We start from the raw sequence: 22508 nt of genomic DNA on the forward strand, positions 1-22508 counted from the left end.
GGACCCCGGCACCGCAGCGGAGTTCAGCGCTTGCTGTCAGCGCGGATGCGGTACGGGATGGCCGGAAACAAGTTTTGTGGCGGGGACCACCGGCCTGCTCTTGCCGGATGCCAATGCATCTTGGAATGCGTCCACCACCGCATTGCGCATTTCCTGCCAATGCCGGCCGCGCATGACGACATGCTTCTGATTGATTTCCAGTTCGATGCCGAGATAGCTGTCGCCGGAAAAGCGCCGGCGCAGATGGACGGTGAAACCGTCGGCGGTGCCGCTGTAGGGGTAATTCATGCGGGTGCGCAGGCCATGCGCGCGCACTTGCAGCGCGGTGCGCCAGTCCCGGCACAGCGCCGCTTCGCCCTCGCGCGCCGGATCGTAAAGCAGGCCGATATCGGTATGGCGCACCTCGCCGTCGAGCTCGGGCGTAAAGCTGTGGCAGGAGAGGTGGATCACCCTCGCGCCGCCGGCAACGGCTTGGGCGATGCGCGTCTCGACCTTGGTGCGGTAGGGCAGGTAGTAGCGGCGCAGGATTTCCTCCCGCAGGTCCGGCGGGGCGACGCGCGTGGCTTCCGAGTACAGCCTGGGATGGCCTTGCGAGCGATTGAGATCGATGAGCAGCCGGCTTACCGTGGAGGCCACCAGCGGGCATGCCAGCGCGGCTGACATGTCGCGCGCCATGCGCAGCGCGCCGGCATCGTAGCCGCGATGGGTGCGCAGCAGCGCTTCATGGCCGCGGAAGAATTCCTCGTAGCGCGAAGGAATGCGGTTGCCGCCATGCTCGCAGGTGATAAGGAGAAAGTCGGAGCGTTTCAAGATGATGCCGTCGATGTCGCCGATGCTGTATCGGGTGCCTTGGCCGGAACTTCGTCCGGCCGGAACATCCTGCCTTCCTGCAGGCAGTCGCACAAGTGCGAATACACCGCGTGCAGGCGCTGCGGCGAAGCGCCGCCCGCCGCGCGCAGGATGCGCCGCGCCAGCGGACCTTCCCGTAATATGGTCTGAAGCGGATCGCTCCATGCGTGCCATGAATCCCTGCCGTCGCGCTCCGGCGAATCGGCGGCCCCGGCGTCGTATTCGCCGTCCGTCATCCGCCCGATCAGGTGCCGCCACAGTTCGCCGGCGCTGCACCCGTGGCCCGGGTAGCCCATGAGCCGCAGGTAGGCGGGCTGCTCGATGACAGCCTGCTCCGCATCGCGGGTGCAGGCGCGCAATATTCCGGCAAGCGCCTCGGTCGGGATGGCCTGCTGTTCGGCCAGCGTCGGCGCGTCGTAGAGCCGGCGTACCGCATCCATCGTGGCTGCAGCGATTGCGAGGTCGGCATGCGGGCATTCCTGGGTATCGATCACGCGGATCTCGATGGCATTGCGGTCGAAGCGGGCGATGGCGCCGCGCGAATTGAGCCATTCATGCTGCAATATGCCGTCCGGGTCGTGCGGCGCGATGTCGCGGTACATCGGGGCGAGGATGCGCTGCTCGTATTCGGCGCGGCTGTTCACGGTTTCCGGCACCACCATGCCGGCGATCGAGGGAATGCCGTCGGCGTTGCCGGCATACACCTGCATGCGGAAGTCGGCCGCCTCCGCGATCCGGCCATCGGCCAGCGGCGAACTTGCCGCCAGTGCCGGCAGGATGGGCAGCACCAGCCGTATCGCCGCATGCAGGCGGGCGAACTCCGCGTCATCGGCGAAGGGCAGGTTCACATGCATGCTTTGCAGGTTGGCCCAGCCGTGGCTGCGGCTGTCGAAGATGCGGTCGTAGATCCGGTAGATGGCTTCATTGTCATGCGGCCACAGCCGCGTTTCCGTCAGCGGGTTCATCCATGGATGCATCGCCCCCGGCATCAGCCGCGCCTGCATGGCGGCCAGCCTGCGGTTGATCTCCCGCACTTCCTCCTGGAATGCGGCATGCAGCGGGACGAGCGAAGCGGACGGCTCCCGGTTCTTGATCTCGATGACGTGCAGCACCAGTTCATTGGACCAGCCCATGATGCCGCGCTCGACTTCATTGCCGCCGTCGCCGTCTCTCAGCAGTTGGTCGGCAATCGGCAGCACCGACAGCGTGTCGCGCCGGACGATCATGTATTCGAGTTCGATGCCGCAGCCCGCGAAGGCATGCAGCGGTTGTAGCGGTTGTGGTGTTGGCGGCGCGTCGTCGCTCATGAGTTCGGGTTTCCTTTGCTGGCTTCGATGCGCTTGCGGAAGACGCCCATGATTTCGCGGTACAGCGCATCGCTCAGCACCGCATCTTCGTTGCCGGCATCGACATTCGGGTTGTCGTTGATTTCGATGACGTAGACCTGGTTGCCGACCTGCTTGAGATCGACGCCGTAGAAGCCGTCGCCGATGAGGTTGGCGGCCTGCACCGCGATCCTCACCACATCGTCCGGCGCCTCGCCGACCGACAGCGCTTCGGTGCGGCCTTCGCTGGTGCGCTGCTGCTCATGCTTGATGATCTGCCAGTGGCCGGGCGCCATGTAGTACTTGCAGACGAACAGCGGGCGCCGGTCGAGCACGCCGACGCGCCAGTCGAACTCGGTCGGCAGGTATTCCTGGGCGAGCACCAGTTCCGACTGCCGCAGCAGTTCACCGACTTCGGACTGCAATTCCTCTTCCGATTCGACCTTGACGACGCCCAGCGAGAAGGCACCGTCGGGCTGCTTGAGTATGCACGGCAGGCCGAGCGTGGAAACGATCTGGCCCACGTTGCCCTTGTGAACCATCATGTGCTTCGGCGTGGGGATGTGATGCCGGGTCAGCAGTTCATTCAGGTAGATCTTGTTGGTGCAGCGCAAGATGGAATCCGGATCGTCGATGACCACCAGACCCGCCGCGCTGGCCTGGCGCGAAATGCGGTAGGTGTAATGATCGACGTTGGTGGTGTCGCGGATGAAGAGTGCGTCGAAATCCGCGATGCGCGCCGTGTCCCTGGGTGTGAGCAGTTCGGCCCGCATGCCCAGAAGCTCGGCCGCTTCGCAGAACTTGCGCATTGCCTCGGCATTGGAAGGCGCTTCCGGCCGCGCGGGATCGTGCAGGATGGCCAGCGCCGGCTTGCGTGCCGCCGTATCGCTGCGGATTTTGTGTTCCCTCAGATGGCTGACTGCCGCCTGCGCTGCCAGTTCTCGGTGATGCAGCGGGATGTCGCGTATGCTGCCGCCGACCACGCTGCACAGGCGCCAGGCGTCGTCCAGGCGTTCGAAGCGGGCATGCAGCACCGGCGCACGCAGCAGCCTGAACAGCTGTTCGCAGAGATGCCCATGGCGGCCGTCCGCATCCTGGCCGAAATAGATATTGAGGTCGACCACGTCCGCGGCGTCACGGGCGAAGGAGCAGTCGATCAGGTTGCCCAGCCGCTCGGTGATTTCCCGCACCAGCGTGTCGGACTGCAGATCCTTCATCGCCTCGGCATCGGGCAGCGGCTGGTGGCCGCGCGCTTCGGCCAGCAGCGACACATAGTAGCCTTCACTTTGGTAACGGTAGGAACGGCAGAGATTGAAAACTTTGGCGGAATGGATATCGCCGTAGGCGGGGTCGAGCAGATAGGTTTGCGCGGGGACGACGGTGACGCCGGGGATGTCGCTGGGCCAATCCTGGGGCTGGCTGACGACAAAGAGAATGTTCATGGTACTTCCTGTCGCGGCACGCACCGCGGGTGGATGATCAGCAGGTTGGCGTCATGCGTGACGATGCCCAGCAGGATGGCATTGACGACGCGGTCCACGCTCAGCCAGTAAGCCTGTGCGCTGTCGTAGGGATTCTGCTGATAGGGGTCCACCACGAATACCTTGCGGCGCTCGCGGTCGTAACCGCCGATGATCACGAAATGCCCGGAGGGCAGGCCGCGCACGTCGTCTGGCGTGTCGTCGGGACCGAATTCACGCGCGGCGCGGTACAGGTAGGTGGAGCTGAGGCCGGTGATGATCGGCATTCTGCGGCGCAGGATGCCGCGGATCAGGTAACGCGTCAGGTCGACCAGGCGCAGCCTTCCGCCCAGTTTGAGGAATTCGAGATAGCCGTTGGTCGCGTGCTGCAGGCGGTAGTCCATCTTGTGCTCGCGCTGGCGCTGCAAGCGCTCGGCGATATCGACGCCGGGCTCGGTGAACCAGACCGGATCGAATACGTTCAGGTTATAGGTATAAATGGTGGCCTTGTAGCCCTTGCGCAGCGCATCGCAGGCAAGAAATACCGCGAAGGTACCGCCATGCTCGAGCTTCCCGGTGCGCTGGATCACGTTCTGCAGCGGCTCGTTGTCGCCCCAGTAGCGGTACACCGCATGCAGGCAGGTGGGGCCGCAGGTGGTTTCGTCCGGCTGGGGCAGGATACGGACAGGCAGCTGCAGCAGGTCCGGCGATTCCGAAACGCGGCTCCGCAGATCTTGGTTGGTATCGGCATGCATCGTGTCGCCCTGTTTCCGTCGGTTGCCCAGTAAGAGTCGTATAGCATTTTCGGTGCCAGTCGCATGCCCATAATGGACCAGGCAACCGGTGTTTCAAGTGACGCATCGGAGAGACAAAAGTTTCGCAATGCCTAGCGTATCGGCACGAATGATGCATGACACGGCGGCTTTGCCGCTTCGACGCAATAATGATCGGGAGACCGTACCGTGAACATGATCAGACATTGTTCCATCCTTCCCGCCGTGCTGGCTGCAGCCTTGCCCTTCGTTTCCAATGCGCAGCTTGTATCGCCGCCCGGTGCTGCGGAAGGAACGCCCATCACCGCACCCGCCTTGCCGCCGGGCAGCGCCGAACTGTCTTCCGGCGGCGTCAATGCGACGCGCTCGGAAGCGGGGGTCGAACTCGAAGCGGAGCGATTCCCCTCATCGCCGGCCGAGCGCCTCAAGCCGGTCATGCGCAACGACATCACCTATCTCTGCGGCGGAGTGGGCGACGAAGAGTCCGCCTACATGAAGTCAGAGGCGTCTTCCTATGATCTGATGCTGACCTTCGCCGCACGCAACGGCGCCTATCTGGCCGACGTCGGCGTCGAGATTGCCGACGCCGGCGGCAAGCGGCTGCTGCAGGCGCGCTGCGACTCGCCGATGATGCTGGTGGACCTGCCGCGCGCGGGCAACTACCGCATCCGCGCCGATGCCGGCGGACAGGTGATCAGCCGCAGCGTGAAGGTCAATGCCGGCCGCAAGACCGGGCAGCATCTCGCAACCGCCGTGCTGACCTGGCCGCGGCAGGCTGCTGAAAAGGCTTCGGGCCGGCAGACGGCCAGCGGAAGCCGCGGAAGCATTGGAAGCAGCGGAGCCCGTGGAAACGCAGGTACTGCAGCGACGGGCGGTAACGGAGGGGAACGCGGAATGCGCTGATGATTTATCGCAGGGGAAGCGGAAAGCCGCATCCGGCGTGAACACGCAGCGGCTCAAGCGGCTCGACAGTCGTTCAAGCAAACTGCGCCACAAGCGCAAAAGGCAGGTGTGGCCCGAGCAGCCACGCCTGCCTTTTGCATTGCCTGAGCGATGACTCAGGAATCGGGAATTACTTGTTGCGCTCAGCCGAACCCTGGATCTTTTCGCCGCCGCGCTCAACGTCACGACCAAAGCCGGACATGGTGTTGCAAGCTGTCAAACCAACGGTAACGATCAAGACGCTCAGTACGGAGATGATTTTTTTCATGATTTATTTCCTTTCAGGTTAACGGGGTAAAACAGGTTTTTAAAACGCTGCAATGATCATGCCTATGTTTTGGTTTGGCATGTTTCCCTGCAACACCGACTGCCAGCGTCGCGTTCCTTCTCTCCCTGTATTGCGTGTGATGTCGGCTTCGAAGGAACATGGCACTTGCCCGGGTTATTGACTGCGGCCTTGCATCTGCATGCCTGCCGAAACTGAGAGTCTTCCGGATATGTCCGCGTTCGAAATATTGTTCACGGTCAAATCCGGCCGGCCGCCGCAGCCAGTCTGCGCCGCTTCAGCGGCGCTTGAACAGCAGGCCAAGCAGCAGACCGGTGCCGACTGCCACGGCGACCGATTGCATCGGCTTGTCCTTTACAAACGTGCTCGTGGTCTCCACGCCGCGGTTGAGCTGCCGTCCGGCTTCATTGGCGATGCCTTTTGCGGCATAGCGCATGGTGCTGAACTTGGTCATGAGCTGCGCATGCGCTTGCGCCAGTTCTTCATCGGAAAGACTGGCGGACCGGTTGACCAGTGCATCCAGGTCGCTTTTGAGACTGGAGAGTTCGGTACGCAGCGAGGCGGCCGAACGCGGGTTGCCGCTGCTGGTGCCGGCCATGGTGTCGACGCTGCTGACGACTCCGCCGCTCACACCGTTGGTGTCAGTGCGTGAATAAGTTGCGCCTGCCGGACGATCGCTGCCGGTGGCCGAAGTGGAATTGGTATCCATGTTCTGTTCCTTGACGAAGTTCTTCTCGATGCGCTGGCGCATCCCACCCAGGCTGTCGCAGCACGATCCTGCATCAATATGCGGCGCAGCCGGTCGTTGCCATTCTTGCGTGGCGTGTTGCCGACTATTCAGCAAATGCTGTGCCATGCGTTCATCTATCCGGTGTTGAAGGCCAAGCGCATGAAAGCAAAAGGAATTGCAGGAAGGAACGGTATTGATTGCCAAAAGGCATTCCAAATTTTGCACAAAATGAATGTAAGTATTGCAACCTTGTTTCTTGCAAATCTTTTCGTCATTTCCCGTTTGCAATGCCCGCCGCGCAGAAGCAGACAAAGCGCTTGCTGCAATTGCCTTAAGGAAACATAATTTGCTTGTCCGCCGATTGAGGGCGGATCCATGTACGAATCGGATCAGCAAGTCAGCAAAGGAAGGTTTCCATGTCGAATTTCGGAAACGACGAAGCACGCAGCTACATGCATCAGCTGCTCAAGGTCATGCACCAGCAGGGCGGGTCGGATCTGTTCATCTCGTCGGACTTCCCGCCGAGCATGAAGCACCAGGGCGCGATGAAGCCGCTGAGCCAGCAGAAGCTGACCGGCGAGATCACGCGCAAGCTGGCGCTGTCGCTCATGAACGACAAGCAGCGGCAGGAGTTCGACACCGAGCTCGAATGCAATTTCGCCATCTCGCTGCCCAACGTCTGCCGCTTCCGCGTCAATGTCTTCGTGCAGCAGCAGCAGGTGGGTATGGTGATCCGCACCATCGCAGCCGAAATCCCGAACTTCGAGAAGCTGCAGCTGCCCGAGGTGCTCAAGGACGTGATCATGACCAAGCGCGGTCTGGTGCTGGTAGTAGGCGGCACCGGCTCGGGCAAGTCGACCACGCTGGCGGCGATGATCGACCACCGCAATGCGAGTTCGTCAGGCCACATCATCACCGTTGAAGACCCGGTCGAGTATGTTCACAAGAACAAGTCCTGCCTCATCACGCATCGGGAAGTCGGGGTCGATACGCTGTCCTGGCATCACGCCCTGAAGAACACGCTGCGCCAGGCGCCGGACGTGATCCTGATCGGCGAGATCCGCGACACCGAGACCATGGAGCATGCAATCGCCTTCGCCGAGACCGGGCATCTCTGCCTCGGCACCCTGCATGCGAACAATGCCAACCAGACCATCGACCGCATCATCAACTTCTTCCCGGAAGAGCGGCGCAGCCAGCTGCTGGGCGACCTGTCTTCCAACCTGCGCGCGATCGTGTCGCAGCGCCTGGTGCGTACCGAGGACGGCAAGGGCAGGCGGGCGGCCATCGAGATCCTGCTCAACACGCCGACCATCGCCGAGCAGATCCTCAAGGGCCAGTTCCATGCGATCAAGGAAACCATGGCGAAATCCAGGGAACTCGGCATGCGCACTTTCGACCAGGCCTTGTTCGATCTCTACAATGCCGGGCACATCGGCTACGACGAGGCGATCCGCAATGCCGATTCGGCCAATGAACTGCGGCTGCAGATCAAGCTGCGCGCCAACCGCGGCAAGCCGGGAGAGGCTTCGGAGTTCAACCTGGCCATCGACGAGGAGGAAGAAAAGGAAGGCGCAGCGGAAGAGAAGAAATAAGAAATGAAGGTCTTGCCGGAGCGGGACGGCACGCATCGCGGAATCCCGAGCCGTTTGAAAAATGAAATGGAAGCGATGGCAAGGATGGCAAGGACGAGGCGCATGTCGATTTCGTCCAACACATTGTCCATTGCAATATGAGCCTGCGCCGCGCCGTCCGGCCATATTGGTTAAGATAGCGGTCGTTTATCCAGTCCCACTTCTATGACTACAGATTCCAATTCCATCCTGGTCGTCGAGGATGACGAGCATATCGGCCAGGTGCTCAAGTTTCTGCTGGAGCGCCAGGGCTATCGGGTCAGCCTCTTCAATGAAGGTCTCGCCGCGCGCGACGGCATCGAAGCCGCCGCCGAGATTCCCTGTCTGATCCTGTTCGACGTCATGCTGCCGTATATCGACGGCTTCGAACTGGTGAAGATCGTCCGCGCCAAGGCGGGCTGGGAATCGGTCCCTATCGTCATGCTCACCGCCAAGACCATGGAACAGGACATCGTGCGGGCGCTCGACGCCGGCGCCAACGATTATGTCGTCAAGCCTTTCCAGCCCAATGAACTGCTGGCGCGCATCCGCCGCTTCCTGAAAGGCAAGGCATGATCAGGCTTGCAAGACATCCGGCAGCATGCGTCCTGTCCGCTGCAGCCGCGCTGGCGGCGGCGAACGCACATGCCGGCAGCACGGTGGGCCTGTTCGTCGGTCATGAGCATCTCAACAACGGCTCCCCGAACTGGGAGGAGACTGCCGTCAGGATGAGCCATGAATTCGCGCCGCGCCGGCAGGTCGATGTCGCCGTCACAAGGACCGAACGCTTCGACCTGCGCGACAGCCAGTTCTCGGCAGCCTATGTCGCGCCGCTGTCCCATCAGCTGACTGCAAGCATCGAGGCCAATGCAAGCGCGACCCACAAGGTCCTGGCGCGCAATGCCTTCGGCGGCGCGCTGCAGTATGAATTCGCACCGGCATGGCTGATCCACGCGGGAGCGAAGACCACCCGGTATGACGACGTGCGCGTGAACCAGTCGCTGCTGATGCTGGAGCATTATTTCTCCAATTTCAGCTGGTCCGCCGCCTGGCGTCCCGCGCGTGCATTCAACACCACCGCGCACAGCGGCGAACTGCGCGGCAGCTACTACTACGGCGACCGCAACTCGGTCGGCATCATCCTCGCCGGCGGCAAGGAAGCCGCCAGCATCGGCGGCACCGTGGTGCTGACCAGCCTGCGTTCGGCAACGCTGATCGGCCGCCACTGGCTCAGCCGCGACTGGGCGCTCAACTACGGAATCGGCTCCTCGCGGCAGGGCGAGTTCTACGTGCGCAACGGAGTCAGCATCGGTGTCCAGCACACTTTCTGATCCGCTGCTGGCGGCGGCATTCTGGACCGGCTTCGGCGCGCTCATCGTGACGCTGCTGCTGGCGGGGGAAATCGTCAACCTGCGCATGGCGCTGCGGCGCAGGCAGCGCCGCGAGCGGAACACGCTGGCCAAATGGCGGCCCATCCTCAACGCCGCCGTCATCGGCGAGATTCCCGACGCACTGCCGCGCCTGCGCCGCGGCGAACGCATGGTCTTCCTGAAGTTCTGGGTGCACCTGCACCAGTCGCTGCGCGGTTCGGCCAGTGCCGCCCTCAATGAAGTCGCCTTCCGGCTGGAATGCGATGTGCTGGCGCGTGACCTGCTGCGCGGCCGGCGCCGCGCAGCCCGGCTGCTGGCGATTCTTGCGCTCGGCTACCTGCGCGACCGCAAGGCATGGGACGCCCTGCAGCAGCAGGCCGCTTCCGCAGACAGCACCGCCTCGCTGCAGGCGCTGTGGGCGCTGGTGCAGATCGACCGCAAGGCGGCGGCCGCCACCATGATGCCGTCCTTCATCGAGCGCGGCGACTGGGCGCTGTCGCAGGTCGTGAACATCTTGCAGGAGGCGCGCGAAGACTGCGCCGAGGTCCTGGAACGCATCATTCCCGAGCTTTCCGACGACCGCCTGCCGCGCGCGCTGCAGCTCGCCGAAGCCCTGCGCGCCGACCTGCCGCCGGCCATGCAGGCCAGCCTGCTGAAGCATGAAGAGATTCCCGTGCTCGCCGCCGCCTTGCGCATCGTTTCCAGTCCTGCCGTGGCCGACGAAGTGCGCGCGCATGCCGCCCACGCCGACTGGCGCGTACGCGTGCAGGCAGCCAAGGCGCTCGGCCGCATCGGCGGGCGCGAGGATGTCGCGACGCTGACGCAGCTGCTCAACGATTCCGAATGGTGGGTGCGCTACCGCGCGGCGCAGGCGCTCGCCGAGCTGCCTTTCCTCGGCCGTGCCGGCCTGGAGCGCATGCGCGACGAAGCGGCCGACCGCTATGCGGCCGACATGCTGACGCAGGTCATGGCGGAAAAGGAGATGGCATGAGTACAGGCGCGCTCATCATTGCATTCGTTACCTGGTTCGTCATCTGCTACTTCATCGCGCTCAACGGCGGCTACCTGATGCTCAACCTGCTGGCCATCTTTTCCCTGCGCCGGCGAGGCGAGGAAAAGATCCTCGACGACCTGCCGCAGGCCTATTCCGGGCTGGAGCCGCCGATCAGCCTGCTGGTGCCGGCCTACAACGAGGCTTCCACGATTGCCTCCTCGGTGCGTTCCATGCTCCAGCTGCAATATTCCGAACTGGAAATTATCGTTATCAACGACGGCTCCAAGGATGACACGCTGCAGGTGCTCAAGGACGAGTTCGGCCTGCTGCCTTTCCCCGAAGCCTACCGGGTGCAGATCGAAACCAAGCCGATCAACGGAATCTTCCGCTCGACCCGCTATCCAAACCTGCGCGTCATCGACAAGGTGAACGGCGGCAAGGCGGATTCGCTCAATGCCGGCATCAATGCGTCGCGCTATCCGCTGTTCTGCGGCGTCGATGCCGACTCCATCCTGCAGCGCGACAGCCTGCAGAAGGTGGTCAAGCCTTTCCTGCACGATCCCACCGTGGTGGCGACCGGCGGCACGGTGCGGGTGGCCAACGGCTGCGACGTGCGCGGCGGCTTCCTGACCAGCGTCGGCCTGCCGCGCAACATCTGGGCGCTGTTCCAGGTGGTGGAATATCTGCGGGCTTTCCTGTTCGGCAGGCTGGGCTGGTCGGCGATCAACGGCATGCTGATCATTTCCGGCGCCTTCGGCGTGTTCCGCAAGGAAGCCGTGATCCTGGCCGGCGGCTACCGGCCCAAGACCATCGGCGAAGACATGGAACTGGTGGTGCGCATGCACCGCGTGCTGCGCGAACGGCGTCAGCCCTACCGCATCGAATTCGTGCCCGAGCCGGTGTGCTGGACGGAAGCGCCGGAAGACCGGGCGACGCTGCGCAACCAGCGCATCCGCTGGCAGCGCGGCCTGTCGGAAAGCCTGTCTTCCAACTGGGGCTTGATGTTCAGCCGCAACGGCGGCGTTCCCGGCTGGTTCGCGTTTCCGTTCATGGTGCTGTTCGAATGGCTGGGTCCGCTGGTGGAACTCGGAGGCTATGTTTTCATGGCCATCGCCTTCGCGCTCGACTGGATTTCCTGGGGCGCGGCCGGGATCTTCCTGTTCGTTGCCATCGGCCTGGGCATCATGCTGTCGGCGTCGGGGCTGCTGCTCGAAGAAATGTCGTTTCAAATCTATCCGAAAGGACGTCACCTCGCATGGCTTGGCCTGATCGTGATCATCGAAAACTTCGGTTACCGCCAGCTCAACAGCTACTGGCGCCTGGTCGGCCTGTGGCGCTGGGCGACGCAGAAGGAAGCAAGCTGGGGCGTGATGACGCGCAAGGGCAGCTGGCAGCGCAAATAGGGCGGCGTGCGGGATTGCGCCGGTTCGCGCTGCCGGTCCTTCTTTCTTCCATCGCAGGCGGATTGCTCATCATGACTTCATCCCATGCCGCCGGAACGGCCGTCCTTCAGTCCTGTCCGGCGACGCAGGCAGAGCAGGGCGCGCATCCCGGTCTGAGCAGCGAAGTCACCCAAGCAGACGGCACCCGCATGCGCATCTCGGTCGACGCAGCCGCCCGTCCCGGCTGCCGCAGCATCACATTGCCGGTAGCGCCCGAAGCCATTGCGGCAATCCATCCCGTCTCCCCGTCCACCGCCGCCGGTATCGGCGACACGGTCCTGCTGCAGGGGCCAAGGAAGGAGGATTTCCTGATCGGGAGCGTATCAGGCACGGTAGCCGCGCCGCCGCGCCGCGATGCGATCACGCCGATGCCCTTGCGAGAGAATCTGCTGGCCGGCATGTCGGCGCGTGCCTTCGGCATCGAGGAACGAGTGAGGGTGCAGCTCGCGGACGGAAAGCTGCGTGTGCAGTGCACACCCGGCAGCCGTCCGGCCGGCGTCATCCTGAGCGCGCCCTGGACCATGACGCAGGCGCAGGCCGAGCTGCAGCTGACCGCCGCCGGCAGCGGACGTTACGAAGTGCAGGTGCAGGATGCCGCCGGCGCAGCGAGCGGCAGCGCGGTGTCGCTCGGCCATCTGGATGCTGCCGGCGCACGGGACCAGCGCCTGCCGCTGCCGCGAGGCGGCTTTGACCGCACGCGCTGGCGCAGCTTCTCGATCGCTTGCCCGATGGAAAAATCGGAGCTGGTCATGGAGGACATGCGGCTGTCACCGCGCGCCGCGCCCGCTACCGCGGTGCCGGGCAGGTCGGCCTGGATATGGCGCGCGTCGGACTGGCAGCAGTCCGAGCAAGCCTTCGCGCATGCCGAACGCCACGGCCTGCACACGCTGTTCATCGCCGTGCCGGTGAAGGAGGGCGCGATTACCGATGCCGCGCAGCTCGCCGCCTTCATCCGCGAGGCATCGCGGCGCGGCATCGCGGTCTGGAGCGTGGACGGCGATCCGCACATGGTGCTGCCTGAGGAACATGCAGCCGCCGTGCAGCGCGTGCGCGCCTATGCGGCCTACAACCGTTCAGTCGAGCCGGAAGCGCGCTTGCGCGGCCTGCAGTTCGACGTCGAGCATTACCTGGTGGCGGGGTACGAATTCATTGCGCCGGCGCTGGACCGGCATTATGCGGCGCTGGTGGAAGCCCTGCACGGTGCGGCGGGCGGCTTGCCGCTGGAGTTCGTGGTGCCGTTCTGGTGGAGCGACAAGGATGAACTGCTGAAGGCGCTGGCCAGGCATGCTTCCGGATTGACGGTGATGGATTACCGGACCGATCCTGAACAGATCCTGCGCTTGGGTACACCTTTCCTCGATTGGGCAGCGCTGCACGGCAAGCGTGTGCGCATCGCGCTGGAAGCGGGGCCCATCGATGCCGAGTGGCAGCGGCGCTATGTGAAAGCGTCCAGGGGTGAGCTTTGGCTGGTGAAGCTGGACCAGTTGCCGGTACTTGTTCTGCTCAGGCAGGCGCAGGACGCGCCGGCAGGGGCTCAGTCCTTCCGCTTCGCATCGGAGCGGCTGATCGACGGCTCGGCCACGACCTTCCATCGTGATCCGGCGCGCATGCTGTCGCTGCTGCCGGGATTGGAGGCCGATTTTTCCGCATGGGCGGGATTTGAGGGGATGGCGTTGCATGAGTTGAAGTAGGAGAGGCGCAGCGAAGCATGCCTTGCGAAGTTCCGTCTCCCGTCACCTCGCACCGTGTTTGAGGCCCCTCCCCTTCAAGGGGAGGGTTGGGGTGGGGATGGGGTTCAAAGCGTGCAGCTACAACCCATCCCCCACCTAACCTCCACCTCGCCGCTTGCAAGCGACTCCGACTCCGCAGGCGCAACGCATGCGTTGCGAAACCCCTGCTACGTCCCCCTGGAAGGGGGAGGAACATTCTTTACGGGGTTGTCGGCTGCCTTACCGCTTGAAATCTTCTCAGGCTTTGCAACGCTATACCAATCCCAAGTCATGACATGCCGAATGAGATCGATGGATTTTTTCAACTGGCAAGGCGCGGGAGGAGTCCATAGCGGGGCTATGGATGACGAGCGCAACGCGGCCAGATGGAAAAAGACGCGCTCTCATGGCATGGAATGATTTGGGATTGGTATTATTCATTGCAAAAGTCCTGCTATGCCGCCCTTGAACGGGACGAATGTCCCTCAATCACCCCGCCAATGGCAAATCCACATGAAACACCGTCCCTTGCCCGGCCTCGCTCTCAAACGAAATCCTGCCCCCGTGTTCCTCGACAATGCTTTTGCAGATGCTTAATCCCAAACCGGTCCCTCCCTTGCGGCGCGAATCGGTGGCGTCGGCCTGCGCGAATCTCTGGAAAATGCGCTCCCTGAACTGTTCCGGAATACCGCTGCCGTGGTCGATGACCGAAATCTTAGCCTCCTTGTCCCGCGTCAGCAGGCGCACCGTGACCGTCGCTTCCGGCGGCGAGAACTTGATCGCGTTCGACAGCAGGTTGTGCAGCACCTGGATCATGCGGTCGCGGTCCACCGCCGGTTCGGGATCGCTGCCGTCGCTTTCCAGATCGAGCCGGACCCGGTACTGACGCGCATAGGAATCGATGGCTTCCATCGATTCCCGCAGCAGGGGCAGCAGCGGCTGGCGCAGCATCCGGTATTCCATGCTGCCGGCTTCGATCTTCTGCACGTCGAGCACGTCATTGACCAGCCGCACCAGCCTTTCGCAGCTCTGGTAGGAAATGTTCAGCAGGCCCTTCACGTCCGGCGGCAGGTCCGCGCCCATGCCCTCCGTGTCACCTGTGTCATCCACCAGCATCGACAGCGACGCGCGTATGGAAGTGAGCGGCGTGCGCAGTTCATGCGAGACGGTGGAGACGAATTCGTTCTTCATGCGCTCGATCTTCTTGCGCTCGGAAATGTCGTGCAGGAAGGCGCTGAAGAAGTAGGTGTCCGCCGTGCCCGCCAGGCCGATGGTGGCTTCCACCGGAAACTCCGCTCCGGCGCGGTTGACCACGATGCGCTCCAGCCGCTGGTTGAGGTAATCCGGTGCGCCGCTGCGGTGAAACTCGGCGAGCGCTCCTGAATATCGATCATGGAAACGCTGCGGGATGATGAGCTCGTCGAGTCTGCGGCCGATCGCCTCGCTTGCACTCCAGCCGAACATCTGCTCGGCGCGGCCGTTCCAGTCGGTCACCTTGCCGTGCAGGTCGACGCCGATGAAGGCATCCTGCGCCGTTTCGATGATGGTCTTGATGCGCTTCTCGCTGGTGCGCACCTCCGTCAAGGCCTGGGCCAGTTCCTGCGTGCGCTGCTCGACGCGCCGTTCCAGGGTCTGGTTGAGGTCGCGCAGCGCCGATTCCTTCTGCAGCAGATCGGCGACCAGCGCATTGAGCGAGCCGGACAGGCGGCGCACTTCGAGATAGTCGGTATCGATGCGGGCAATGCCGTCGGCCTGCCGCATCTGCACCTGCTGCGCGGACGCGGCGAGCTCGCCGAGCGGCTTGGCGATGCGGCCGGCGACCAGCCAGCCGAGAATGGAGAAAAGCAGCGCCAGGACGATGCCGCTCCACAGCACCTGCCGCTGCAGGCGCTTTGCCGGCGCATAGGCTTCGTCGATATTCTGGCGGACGACCACGGTCCAGCCGAGACCCGGGTAATCGTCATAGCCCTTGCTGGCGCTGTAGCCCACCAGGTACTGGCGGCCGTCTTCCCATTGCTCGATATGAAAGGCATTCTGCTTGTCGTCGGCTGGCCGGTAGCGCTTGATATCGAGCGTCTTGCCCTGCATGCCGGCAGGCCCGAGCAGGACCGTGCCGGCGCGGTCGAGGATCATGGATTCGATGTTGCGGCGCGCTGCGATCGGATCGATGATGGAGCGTTCCACATCGCGTGCCCACTGCCAGGAAAGATGCACGCCCAGAACACCGAGCAGCTTGCCGCTGGTGTCGCGGTAAGGGAAGGCCACATCGACGAAGCGCTTCGGCTCGTTGGTGGGATTGGGCAGCAGCTTGGCGAGCAATACCGCCTCGTGAACGTCGCCGAGATAATTGCCCGCCAGCGCATTCCTGAACCAGGGACGCTGCGACACGTTGGCGCCTTCGAGCATTTTCTGCGTCGCGGCCAGCACCTTGCCGTCCGGGTCGGTCAGGCCTATCCATGCATAGAATCCGTAGGTCTGCTGGCGCTCGTCGAGCACGTCGCGCTTGTCGTCGATGCTGACCTCAGGCGAAGCCAGGTCCTTGCGTATCGACATCAGCCTGACTTCGCGGTAGCGCTCATGCATGCCGCGGTCCAGCTTGTCCGAAGTCTGCACCGCCAGTTCGGCCAGGCCGTTGCCGATGTTGTTCTTGATCTGGCGGGTGGCCGTAATGCCGATGACCTCGACCAGAATGACGGTCAGCACGATGGTCATCAGTGAAAAGACCAGCGCCAGGTAGACGCCGATGCTGCGGTTCGAAAGTGCGTTCTTGAGATTCATGCAATAGGTGAAGACCAGAGCAAAGATCAGGACAGGAGCAATGAGCGATGGCGGAGGCGACAGAGTGCAGAGATGATCTGCTTGCCGCCGAGCATGCCGGTAATGCATGGTAGCACCTGCCCGCTCCGGCGGACACGCTCAATGTTCAATGTGTAATTGGACGGCCTCGCTCAGACCGGCAAGCGTGAACCGATGGAGGGCAGCAGGGAATAGCGGGGCGGAAAATGGCGGGTCACCGCATTGATCGTGCGGCGGGTGTGTGAAGCACCGCGCTGCTGCGGCCGCATGGCCTGCGCAGCACGGCTTCTTCGGCTTGGCGTGATTCAGCTCTCTCGGTTGCGGCGATAGACCAATTCGTCAACGTCGGTGGCACCGGCGTCTCCAAGAATGCTGGAGGCACGAGATTGCAGCTCTTCGCTGCCGGCATCGACCGTCATCACGATGGTGCCGCGCTGGACCATCCTTTGCGGCGCACTGGTATCCGGCCGGCGGCTGATGTCGGTGCCGGCGTCGGGGTCGCCTTCATGCAGACGGTCGAGGAAGCTGGGTGAATCCGGATTGGTGTCTTCCTTGCGGTCGACCACGAAGTTGCCCTGCACCGGGCCGGCTTCGTCCCAGGTGGAGGTCATGTTGATGCTGGAATCGGGGAAGCCGTTGCGGAGCAGTTGCTCCCGCGCCTGTTCGGCGTCGGCGAGGTGGTCGAACACGCGCACCAGGGTATTTGCCATCGTCTTTCTCCTGCATGTCTGTTTCGGGGATGCGCAGTTCCGGCTGGGGAACCCGCGAATATCCTTTTCTGACTATGGCGAAACTGATAAGTGCCCGCGCGCGGAACGCTTGGTTCCGGCTATGCTGCCGCATGCAGCGCAATGGAATGAATTGGATTCAATCAGGCAAGCGGCAGCCGCTTGCCTTCGCGCACTATCTGCTCGAAGGCCTCGTTCGAGATGGGCGGGCTGAAGAGATAGCCTTGCAGCTGATCGCAGCCGAGATTGCGGAGAAAGGCCATCTGTTCCTGCGTCTCCACACCCTCCGCCACGATTTCCTGGCGCAGCTGCTGGCCCATGGTAACAATGGCCTGAGCGATTGCGCAGTCATTCTCTTCGCGCGGCAAGCCGACGACGAACGAGCGGTCGATCTTGAGCGTGCTGATCGGGAATTTTTTCAAATAGGCAAGGCTGGAATAGCCGGTGCCGAAATCATCGAGCGCCAGCGCTAGGCCCATCGCGGCCAGTTCATTCATGATGGGAATCACCTGGTCCGGACCGCGTACGAGCAGGGTTTCGGTGATCTCGAGCTTGAGGCGGTCCGGCGCGACATCGTAGCGTTCCAGCACTTCCTGCACGCGCTGCGGCAGGCTGCGGTCGAACTGGCGCGACGACAGGTTGACCGCAATCGGCGGCGCATTGAAGCCCCGCTGCCGCCACTCGCTGATCTGGCGGCAGGCTTCCTCCAGTACCCAGCTTCCGATCTCGAGAATGAGGCCGGTTTCTTCCGCCACCGGGATGAACACGCCGGGCGGTACCATGCCGCGGTCCGGATGCCGCCAGCGGATCAGCGCTTCGGCGCCGACGATGCGGCCGCTGCGCAGGCTCACCTTCGGCTGGTAGTAGAGCAGCATCTGGCCGCTGGCCAGCGCGCGCCGCAGTTCGGTCTCGATGCGCAGGTGCTCTTTCGCCCGTTCGTTCATTTCCGAGCTGTAGAACACATAGGGCGCATCGCCGTGCTGGCGCGCCTTGGTCAGCGCCGCATCCGCAGAGCGCAGCAGCGCGCCGTTGTCGAAGCCGTCTTCCGGAAACACGGAAATGCCGATGTGGGCATTGATATGGAGCTCGTGCGAATCGATGGCGAACGGCGCATCCAGCGCCGCGCGCAGCTTCCTGGCCACGATGCCGGCATGCTCGCGTTTCTGGATGTCGAGCAGCGCCACCGCAAACTTGCCCCCGTCGACGCGGGCCAGCACATCCTCGTCGCGCAGCACGCCGCGGAAACGGCGCGCAATCTCGCGCAGCAATTCGTCGCCGGCTTCGTAGCCAAGCATGTCATAAATGGACGTGAAGCGGTCGAGGTCGATCACCATCAGCGCGCCGTGCTTGTGGCTGCGGCGCGCGGCAGTCAGCGCCTGTGCGACCAGCTGGTTGAGCAGCGTGCGGTTCGGCAGCCCGGTCAGGCTGTCGTAGTTCGCCATCTGCTGCATGCGCGCTTCGGCTTCCTTGAAGATGCTGATGTCGGAAAAGATCGAGAAGGCATGCGTGATCCGGCCGTGGTCGTCGCGCACCACGCTGATCGACACCGACTGCGGAAAGATCTCGCCGTTCTTGCGCTTGCCGAAGATCTCGCCCTGCCATGGCCCGGAACCGAGCATGGCAGAACGCACTTCGGCGCGGAAGTTGGCATTGTGGCGGCCCGAGCGCAACAGGTCCGGCGTCTTGCCGATGGCTTCGGCGGCGGAATAGCCGGTAATGCGGGTGAATGCCGTGTTGACCGACACGATGCGTTCGTTCGCATCGGTGATCAGGATGCCCTGGTCGCTGTCTTCGATGATGCGGGCGTGCAGCCGCAGCTTGTCTTCCGGCGACAGGCGTTCCTTGATTTCCGACATCCTTGCGACCAAGCCTTCGGGATTCCCGGCATCGTCATGGCGCATTGACAGCGCGAGGCTGGCCCAGAAAATTTCGCCCGATTTCTTGCGGCGCCTGACTTCCATCAGCGAGGTGCCGTGCTCCAGGAACAGCTCGGCGATCTCGTTGTCATCATCGGCATACAGGAACAGCACATGCTGCCCGATCGCTTCCTCGCGGGTGTAGCCGAACAACGCTTCGGCGCCTGCATTCCATTCGGTGACGTAGCCCGCCAGATCCATTTCGATGCAGGGTTCGTCCGCGCAGGCGTCCGCGGGGAGCGTCGATCTCGCCGTCTTCATTTCCACGGCCTGCTCCGCCCGCAGGCGGATCGTTTCCTTCTCCATGCGCAGCAGCGCTTCGAGCTCGCTCAATGCCTGCAGCTGCGCAGCGCCGTCGAGGTCGCGTGCATTGCGGCAGAGCGCGATGCAGAGGTCGAGCGCACTGTCAGGCATGACCGGCTCCGCGGCTCTCCTGGACGACGTCCAGCATCCAGCCGTGCGCCTCGATCAGCAGCCGGTTGAATTCATCCGCCGGCACCTGCCATTGCGCCAGTAGGGTAGCGGCAGCCGCCGTTTCCTTGCGCTCGATGCATTCGATCAGGCGCAGCAGCTGTCCGAGATCGCCTTCATGTTCCAGCACTGCGTTGAGCAGCGTGGTGCTGATCTTCAGCGGCTTGAGCACCTCGGCCAGCGGCATGCCGAACAGGATGCCGAGCAGCGAGAACATGCCCGCCATGAATGCCAGCTCCTGTGTCGACTTGTCCACGCCGGCCGCCTTCGCGGTCAGTTCCATGGCGCGCGCCCGCACCGCCACGCGGGCCAGCAGCATCGCCGACCGCTCGTCGTTCGCGCGCGAGGAAAACAGCATCAGGTTGAGCCAGCGGCGCAGCTGGGCGCGGCCGAGAATCAGGATCGCCTGCGAAAAGCTGGTGATCTGCCGGCTCATGCCCATGCCGAGCGAGTTCACCAGGCGCAGCAGATGATAAGAGAGCGCCGGGTCGCGCCGCAGCACGGCTTCGATTTCATGGGTGTCGGCATCGGCCGTCACCAGCTGCACCAGTTGCAGCGCAAGCGCACGCGAAGCGGCCTGCGCGCCGGTCGGCTTGGATGGAGGAGCGAGATACCAGCTGCCGGCGATGTAGCGCGCCTGCGGCGCCAATGCTGCAAGCTGATCGCTATGCTGCACCACGCCGCGATCGATCGGCGCAAGGCTGGCGGCGGTCATGGCGTCCTGAAGAGGTGTGCCGGGAATGAAGAAGCAGGACACCCGTCCGGCCAGACCGGAAAGTTCTTCCTGCCACGGCAATTCGTCCAACGCCACGCCGTTGCTGACGGCCGCATCCACGACCAGGCCCGCGAGGTTGCGATTGCGGTCTGCCAACAGTTCTATCGTAAGTAGGGGTGGATACGGGTTGGTCATTCTTTTCGGTGTTACAGGAGTTCGCAGTAACTGAACGGCAATAGTACCCGTTTCTGCCGCATTGTTGTTATATGGAAATATTTTATTCGTAACCGTCGCTCATGCTTCGCAATGGCAGAAGTATCGAAGTTACGGTCTGGATATGCGCTTACGTGTTATTTACGGCGGATTCGAGCGCAAATTGAAGACTGGCCTCCAATATTTCACGGCGATGGAGACCGGGAAGGAAAGGGTGCTGCGGCGAAGCGGGGGCTTGCCGCAGCGCCAGGATGACTTATCGACTAGGGGCACCGCCCAGTCCGCTGGGCCCGGGTGCCGCAGGATTGCCGGCTCCCACGCCCATGCCCGCGCCGGGAACGGATAGAGGGTTGCCCTGCACATCGTTGGAACCTTGAATCGCGGCCGGCGGCTGGCTCAGCTGCGCGCCGTCCCGGGTGATCATGCAGCCGCCCAGCGAGAAGGCCAGCAGCAGAAGCAGATATCGGATATTCATCGACCACCTCAGAAACCAAGTCCGATGCCGACACCGCCGCCGCCCCGTCCACCCCAACTGCCGGCGCCGATGCCTATATGCACTCCGCTGCCGGGATAAGTGGGATCGTCGTACACGCTATTGGCGCCGTGCGGCGGCGCATCGTTGTAAGGAGCTGATGCGCAACCGGCCAGCGCGGCGGCCAGTGCGGCTCCGATAAGCAAGGATTTCATGGCATCTCCGTAAAGACAATATCTCAAGCTTAGAGAGGTGGTATCCGGCCCGGTTCTGGCATGGCCGAAGCCGGACATGACAAGGGTTAAGCCCCTGTCAAAGTTTTTTTGCCGAAATGCGCATTTGGAATTGCCAGTTTGAGGTGAAGTTTGTATAATCGTGGGCTTGCTTGATATCACTTCTCGCAAGCAGTTCATTGGTGGCCGTAGCTCAGTTGGTAGAGTCCAGGATTGTGATTCCTGTCGTCGTGGGTTCGAGTCCCATCGGCCACCCCAAAGAATTCGAAGAAAAAGCCCGGTTTTCAACCGGGCTTTTTCTTTTCTGCGCAAACTGATGCGTCCGCTGTTCCATCGACACCAACTTTTGCCGACAGCTGAATCGCACGCAAAATGTATTGCGGCCTTGGCAAGAGCGATGCACAAATGCCGGCAAGGGCTCGTTTCTTTTTGCTGAATCCGCCGAAATAACCGAAACCGCTGAAACACAATGCACTTCCGGAGCCGGAATGCATTCGATTGCCAATACCAATCCCAAGACATAACGTGACAGATGGGACCGATGGATTTTTTCGTCTGGCAAGGCTTGGTAAGAATCCGTAGCGGGGCGATGGATAACGAGCACAACGCGGACAGACGGAAAAATCCATCGTTCTCATCGCACGTTATGCGTTGGGATTCGTATAAGTCCGGGCGAATGTGCGTTTGGTCCTAATCCGAACCTTCACACAACTAAGAATTCGAAGCCTTATCCGATCCAAAAAGAAAAGCCCGCGGCCTTAACAGGCTTACGGGCTTTTTGCCTTTGGCGTAACTATTCAAGGGAATTTCCGGCATGCTGCCTGTCGTGCATTGAAAGCCTTGAACCAGGCTCAAGCTTGCCTAACCCCCTGCAGCAACGCTTCCCGCGTATTAATTCTTTGTGAACGCGAAGGTATCCTCGCCATCCACCAGCGTGAGGGAGCGTCCATCTGCCGAGAAGGTGGCAAGCATGGCGCCCGTTTCGAAACCATCGGACACGCTCAGCTTTTCAGCATTGCCTGACATTTCAGCGAAGCTTGCGTTGAATGGAATGCTGAGCTGTGCTGAAGGACCGCCGCAGTTTGCCTGATTGTAGGCATCCGCAACCATGCGGCCGGTTGCCGACTTTTGCGTCGCAGTCAGTACAAGCGACATGCGCACCGTTTGCTGACCTTGGGTCATGCAAACCGAAGTCCATGTGCCGGCGTATTTGGTCATGTCGCCAGCTACGGTGACGGTAGGTGCAGGCTGGGGTGCCGCAGACTGCGCCGAAGCTGCTGTTGTGCTGTCGTCGCCACCGCCGCCGCCGCATGCGGACAGAGTCGCTGCCAGGGCGATAAGTAGAAGTTTGTGTTTCATTGAATCTGATGTGAATGATTAAGACAAGTCTCTGCTTCAGAGTGACCTGATCTTAACTTGGCCTTCTGGCTAGTTTAGGAATAAATAAAAAACTGATATTTAAAAATATTGT

At 62.5% G+C, this 22508-nt stretch carries 21 protein-coding genes and 1 tRNA gene; 8 read left to right on the top strand and 14 right to left on the bottom strand.

The features are described 5' to 3' along the window. Positions 1–36: 36 nt before the first annotated feature. The 4 genes from IGW03_RS02900 to IGW03_RS02915 are packed head-to-tail and all read right to left on the bottom strand — an operon-like array spanning position 37 to position 4389. On the bottom strand, positions 37–810 hold the full coding sequence (locus tag IGW03_RS02900) for an N-formylglutamate amidohydrolase (RefSeq protein WP_194720987.1): 774 nt from the start codon (positions 808–810) through the stop codon (positions 37–39). After that, positions 807–2156 (bottom strand): carboxylate-amine ligase, encoded by a 1350-nt coding sequence (locus IGW03_RS02905; RefSeq protein WP_194720988.1) that lies wholly within the window; start codon positions 2154–2156, stop codon positions 807–809. The genes IGW03_RS02900 and IGW03_RS02905 overlap by 4 nt, the downstream gene beginning before the upstream one ends. Then, complete coding sequence (locus tag IGW03_RS02910; RefSeq protein WP_194720989.1) at positions 2153–3616, bottom strand: RimK family ATP-grasp domain-containing protein; 1464 nt, start codon at positions 3614–3616, stop codon at positions 2153–2155. Before IGW03_RS02910 ends, IGW03_RS02905 begins: the two co-directional genes overlap by 4 nt. Beyond that, the gene (locus IGW03_RS02915) at positions 3613–4389 is read right to left on the bottom strand and encodes a C39 family peptidase (protein WP_194720990.1); all 777 of its coding nucleotides are present in this window, start codon (positions 4387–4389) and stop codon (positions 3613–3615) included. Before IGW03_RS02915 ends, IGW03_RS02910 begins: the two co-directional genes overlap by 4 nt. 207 nt (positions 4390–4596) lie before the next feature. Here IGW03_RS02915 and IGW03_RS02920 point away from each other — a divergent pair, with 207 nt between their 5' ends. Continuing rightward, entirely contained in the window at positions 4597–5310 is a 714-nt protein-coding gene (locus tag IGW03_RS02920) for a hypothetical protein (protein ID WP_194720991.1), read from the top strand. A gap of 169 nt (positions 5311–5479) precedes the next feature. On the opposite strand, the gene IGW03_RS02925 is transcribed toward IGW03_RS02920, so the two are convergent. Together IGW03_RS02925 and IGW03_RS37870 are read right to left on the bottom strand one after the other, a co-directional pair. Continuing rightward, entirely contained in the window at positions 5480–5617 is a 138-nt protein-coding gene (locus tag IGW03_RS02925; protein WP_194720992.1) for an entericidin A/B family lipoprotein, read from the bottom strand. A gap of 295 nt (positions 5618–5912) precedes the next feature. Next, a complete protein-coding gene (locus tag IGW03_RS37870; RefSeq protein WP_228534921.1) occupies positions 5913–6761 on the bottom strand; it encodes an ElaB/YgaM/YqjD family protein in 849 nt (282 codons plus the stop codon). A 20-nt stretch (positions 6762–6781) separates the two neighbouring features. Here IGW03_RS37870 and IGW03_RS02935 point away from each other — a divergent pair, with 20 nt between their 5' ends. From IGW03_RS02935 to IGW03_RS02960, 6 genes are all read left to right on the top strand, one after another. Then, on the top strand, positions 6782–7960 hold the full coding sequence (locus tag IGW03_RS02935) for a PilT/PilU family type 4a pilus ATPase (protein WP_323744918.1): 1179 nt from the start codon (positions 6782–6784) through the stop codon (positions 7958–7960). 204 nt (positions 7961–8164) lie between these two features. Beyond that, positions 8165–8554 (top strand): response regulator transcription factor, encoded by a 390-nt coding sequence (locus tag IGW03_RS02940; RefSeq protein WP_194720993.1) that lies wholly within the window; start codon positions 8165–8167, stop codon positions 8552–8554. After that, on the top strand, positions 8551–9309 hold the full coding sequence (locus tag IGW03_RS02945) for a YaiO family outer membrane beta-barrel protein (RefSeq protein ID WP_194720994.1): 759 nt from the start codon (positions 8551–8553) through the stop codon (positions 9307–9309). The genes IGW03_RS02940 and IGW03_RS02945 overlap by 4 nt, the downstream gene beginning before the upstream one ends. Next, complete coding sequence (locus tag IGW03_RS38830; protein WP_194720995.1) at positions 9290–10339, top strand: HEAT repeat domain-containing protein; 1050 nt, start codon at positions 9290–9292, stop codon at positions 10337–10339. The genes IGW03_RS02945 and IGW03_RS38830 overlap by 20 nt, the downstream gene beginning before the upstream one ends. Next, entirely contained in the window at positions 10336–11745 is a 1410-nt protein-coding gene (locus IGW03_RS02955) for a glycosyltransferase family 2 protein (RefSeq protein ID WP_194720996.1), read from the top strand. The genes IGW03_RS38830 and IGW03_RS02955 overlap by 4 nt, the downstream gene beginning before the upstream one ends. A gap of 71 nt (positions 11746–11816) precedes the next feature. Next, the gene (locus IGW03_RS02960) at positions 11817–13475 is read left to right on the top strand and encodes a hypothetical protein (RefSeq protein WP_194720997.1); all 1659 of its coding nucleotides are present in this window, start codon (positions 11817–11819) and stop codon (positions 13473–13475) included. Between the two features lie 507 nt (positions 13476–13982). Here IGW03_RS02960 and IGW03_RS02965 read toward each other — a convergent pair. From IGW03_RS02965 to IGW03_RS02990, 6 genes are all read right to left on the bottom strand, one after another. Continuing rightward, entirely contained in the window at positions 13983–16271 is a 2289-nt protein-coding gene (locus IGW03_RS02965; protein ID WP_194720998.1) for a sensor histidine kinase, read from the bottom strand. A gap of 323 nt (positions 16272–16594) precedes the next feature. Then, complete coding sequence (locus IGW03_RS02970) at positions 16595–16999, bottom strand: hypothetical protein (protein ID WP_194720999.1); 405 nt, start codon at positions 16997–16999, stop codon at positions 16595–16597. A gap of 161 nt (positions 17000–17160) precedes the next feature. Next, a complete protein-coding gene (locus IGW03_RS02975; protein WP_194721000.1) occupies positions 17161–19347 on the bottom strand; it encodes a sensor domain-containing protein in 2187 nt (728 codons plus the stop codon). Then, the gene (locus tag IGW03_RS02980; protein ID WP_194721001.1) at positions 19340–20275 is read right to left on the bottom strand and encodes an EAL and HDOD domain-containing protein; all 936 of its coding nucleotides are present in this window, start codon (positions 20273–20275) and stop codon (positions 19340–19342) included. Before IGW03_RS02980 ends, IGW03_RS02975 begins: the two co-directional genes overlap by 8 nt. 313 nt (positions 20276–20588) lie before the next feature. Then, positions 20589–20807, bottom strand: a complete 219-nt coding sequence (locus IGW03_RS02985) for a hypothetical protein (RefSeq protein ID WP_194721002.1) — start codon at positions 20805–20807, stop codon at positions 20589–20591. Between the two features lie 8 nt (positions 20808–20815). After that, a complete protein-coding gene (locus IGW03_RS02990) occupies positions 20816–21019 on the bottom strand; it encodes a hypothetical protein (protein WP_194721003.1) in 204 nt (67 codons plus the stop codon). Positions 21020–21219: 200 nt separating this feature from the next. Between IGW03_RS02990 and IGW03_RS02995 the strand changes: the two genes are divergently transcribed. Further along, positions 21220–21295, top strand: a tRNA-His gene (locus IGW03_RS02995). 26 nt (positions 21296–21321) lie between these two features. On the opposite strand, the gene IGW03_RS03000 is transcribed toward IGW03_RS02995, so the two are convergent. Beyond that, entirely contained in the window at positions 21322–21666 is a 345-nt protein-coding gene (locus tag IGW03_RS03000; protein ID WP_194721004.1) for a hypothetical protein, read from the bottom strand. A gap of 262 nt (positions 21667–21928) precedes the next feature. Continuing rightward, complete coding sequence (locus tag IGW03_RS03005; protein ID WP_194721005.1) at positions 21929–22255, bottom strand: hypothetical protein; 327 nt, start codon at positions 22253–22255, stop codon at positions 21929–21931. Positions 22256–22508 lie beyond the last annotated feature (253 nt).

The organism is Noviherbaspirillum malthae (assembly GCF_015352985.1).
GTDB classification, from domain to species: Bacteria; Pseudomonadota; Gammaproteobacteria; order Burkholderiales; family Burkholderiaceae_D; genus Noviherbaspirillum; species Noviherbaspirillum malthae.

What these genes read in the sequence shown, in the direction of transcription:
- IGW03_RS02905 (WP_194720988.1), bottom strand. Translation starts at nt 2,156, where the DNA reads ATGAGCGACGACGCGCCGCCAACACCACAACCGCTACAACCGCTGCAT.
- IGW03_RS02910 (WP_194720989.1), bottom strand. Translation starts at nt 3,616, where the DNA reads ATGAACATTCTCTTTGTCGTCAGCCAGCCCCAGGATTGGCCCAGCGAC.
- IGW03_RS02915 (WP_194720990.1), bottom strand. Translation starts at nt 4,389, where the DNA reads ATGCATGCCGATACCAACCAAGATCTGCGGAGCCGCGTTTCGGAATCG.
- IGW03_RS02925 (WP_194720992.1), bottom strand. Translation starts at nt 5,617, where the DNA reads ATGAAAAAAATCATCTCCGTACTGAGCGTCTTGATCGTTACCGTTGGT.
- IGW03_RS02935 (WP_323744918.1), top strand. Translation starts at nt 6,782, where the DNA reads ATGTCGAATTTCGGAAACGACGAAGCACGCAGCTACATGCATCAGCTG.
- IGW03_RS02940 (WP_194720993.1), top strand. Translation starts at nt 8,165, where the DNA reads ATGACTACAGATTCCAATTCCATCCTGGTCGTCGAGGATGACGAGCAT.
- IGW03_RS02945 (WP_194720994.1), top strand. Translation starts at nt 8,551, where the DNA reads ATGATCAGGCTTGCAAGACATCCGGCAGCATGCGTCCTGTCCGCTGCA.
- IGW03_RS02955 (WP_194720996.1), top strand. Translation starts at nt 10,336, where the DNA reads ATGAGTACAGGCGCGCTCATCATTGCATTCGTTACCTGGTTCGTCATC.
- IGW03_RS02960 (WP_194720997.1), top strand. Translation starts at nt 11,817, where the DNA reads ATGACTTCATCCCATGCCGCCGGAACGGCCGTCCTTCAGTCCTGTCCG.
- IGW03_RS02965 (WP_194720998.1), bottom strand. Translation starts at nt 16,271, where the DNA reads ATGAATCTCAAGAACGCACTTTCGAACCGCAGCATCGGCGTCTACCTG.
- IGW03_RS02970 (WP_194720999.1), bottom strand. Translation starts at nt 16,999, where the DNA reads ATGGCAAATACCCTGGTGCGCGTGTTCGACCACCTCGCCGACGCCGAA.
- IGW03_RS02975 (WP_194721000.1), bottom strand. Translation starts at nt 19,347, where the DNA reads ATGCCTGACAGTGCGCTCGACCTCTGCATCGCGCTCTGCCGCAATGCA.
- IGW03_RS02985 (WP_194721002.1), bottom strand. Translation starts at nt 20,807, where the DNA reads ATGAATATCCGATATCTGCTTCTGCTGCTGGCCTTCTCGCTGGGCGGC.
- IGW03_RS02990 (WP_194721003.1), bottom strand. Translation starts at nt 21,019, where the DNA reads ATGAAATCCTTGCTTATCGGAGCCGCACTGGCCGCCGCGCTGGCCGGT.
- IGW03_RS03000 (WP_194721004.1), bottom strand. Translation starts at nt 21,666, where the DNA reads ATGGATTTTTCCGTCTGTCCGCGTTGTGCTCGTTATCCATCGCCCCGC.
- IGW03_RS03005 (WP_194721005.1), bottom strand. Translation starts at nt 22,255, where the DNA reads ATGACCAAATACGCCGGCACATGGACTTCGGTTTGCATGACCCAAGGT.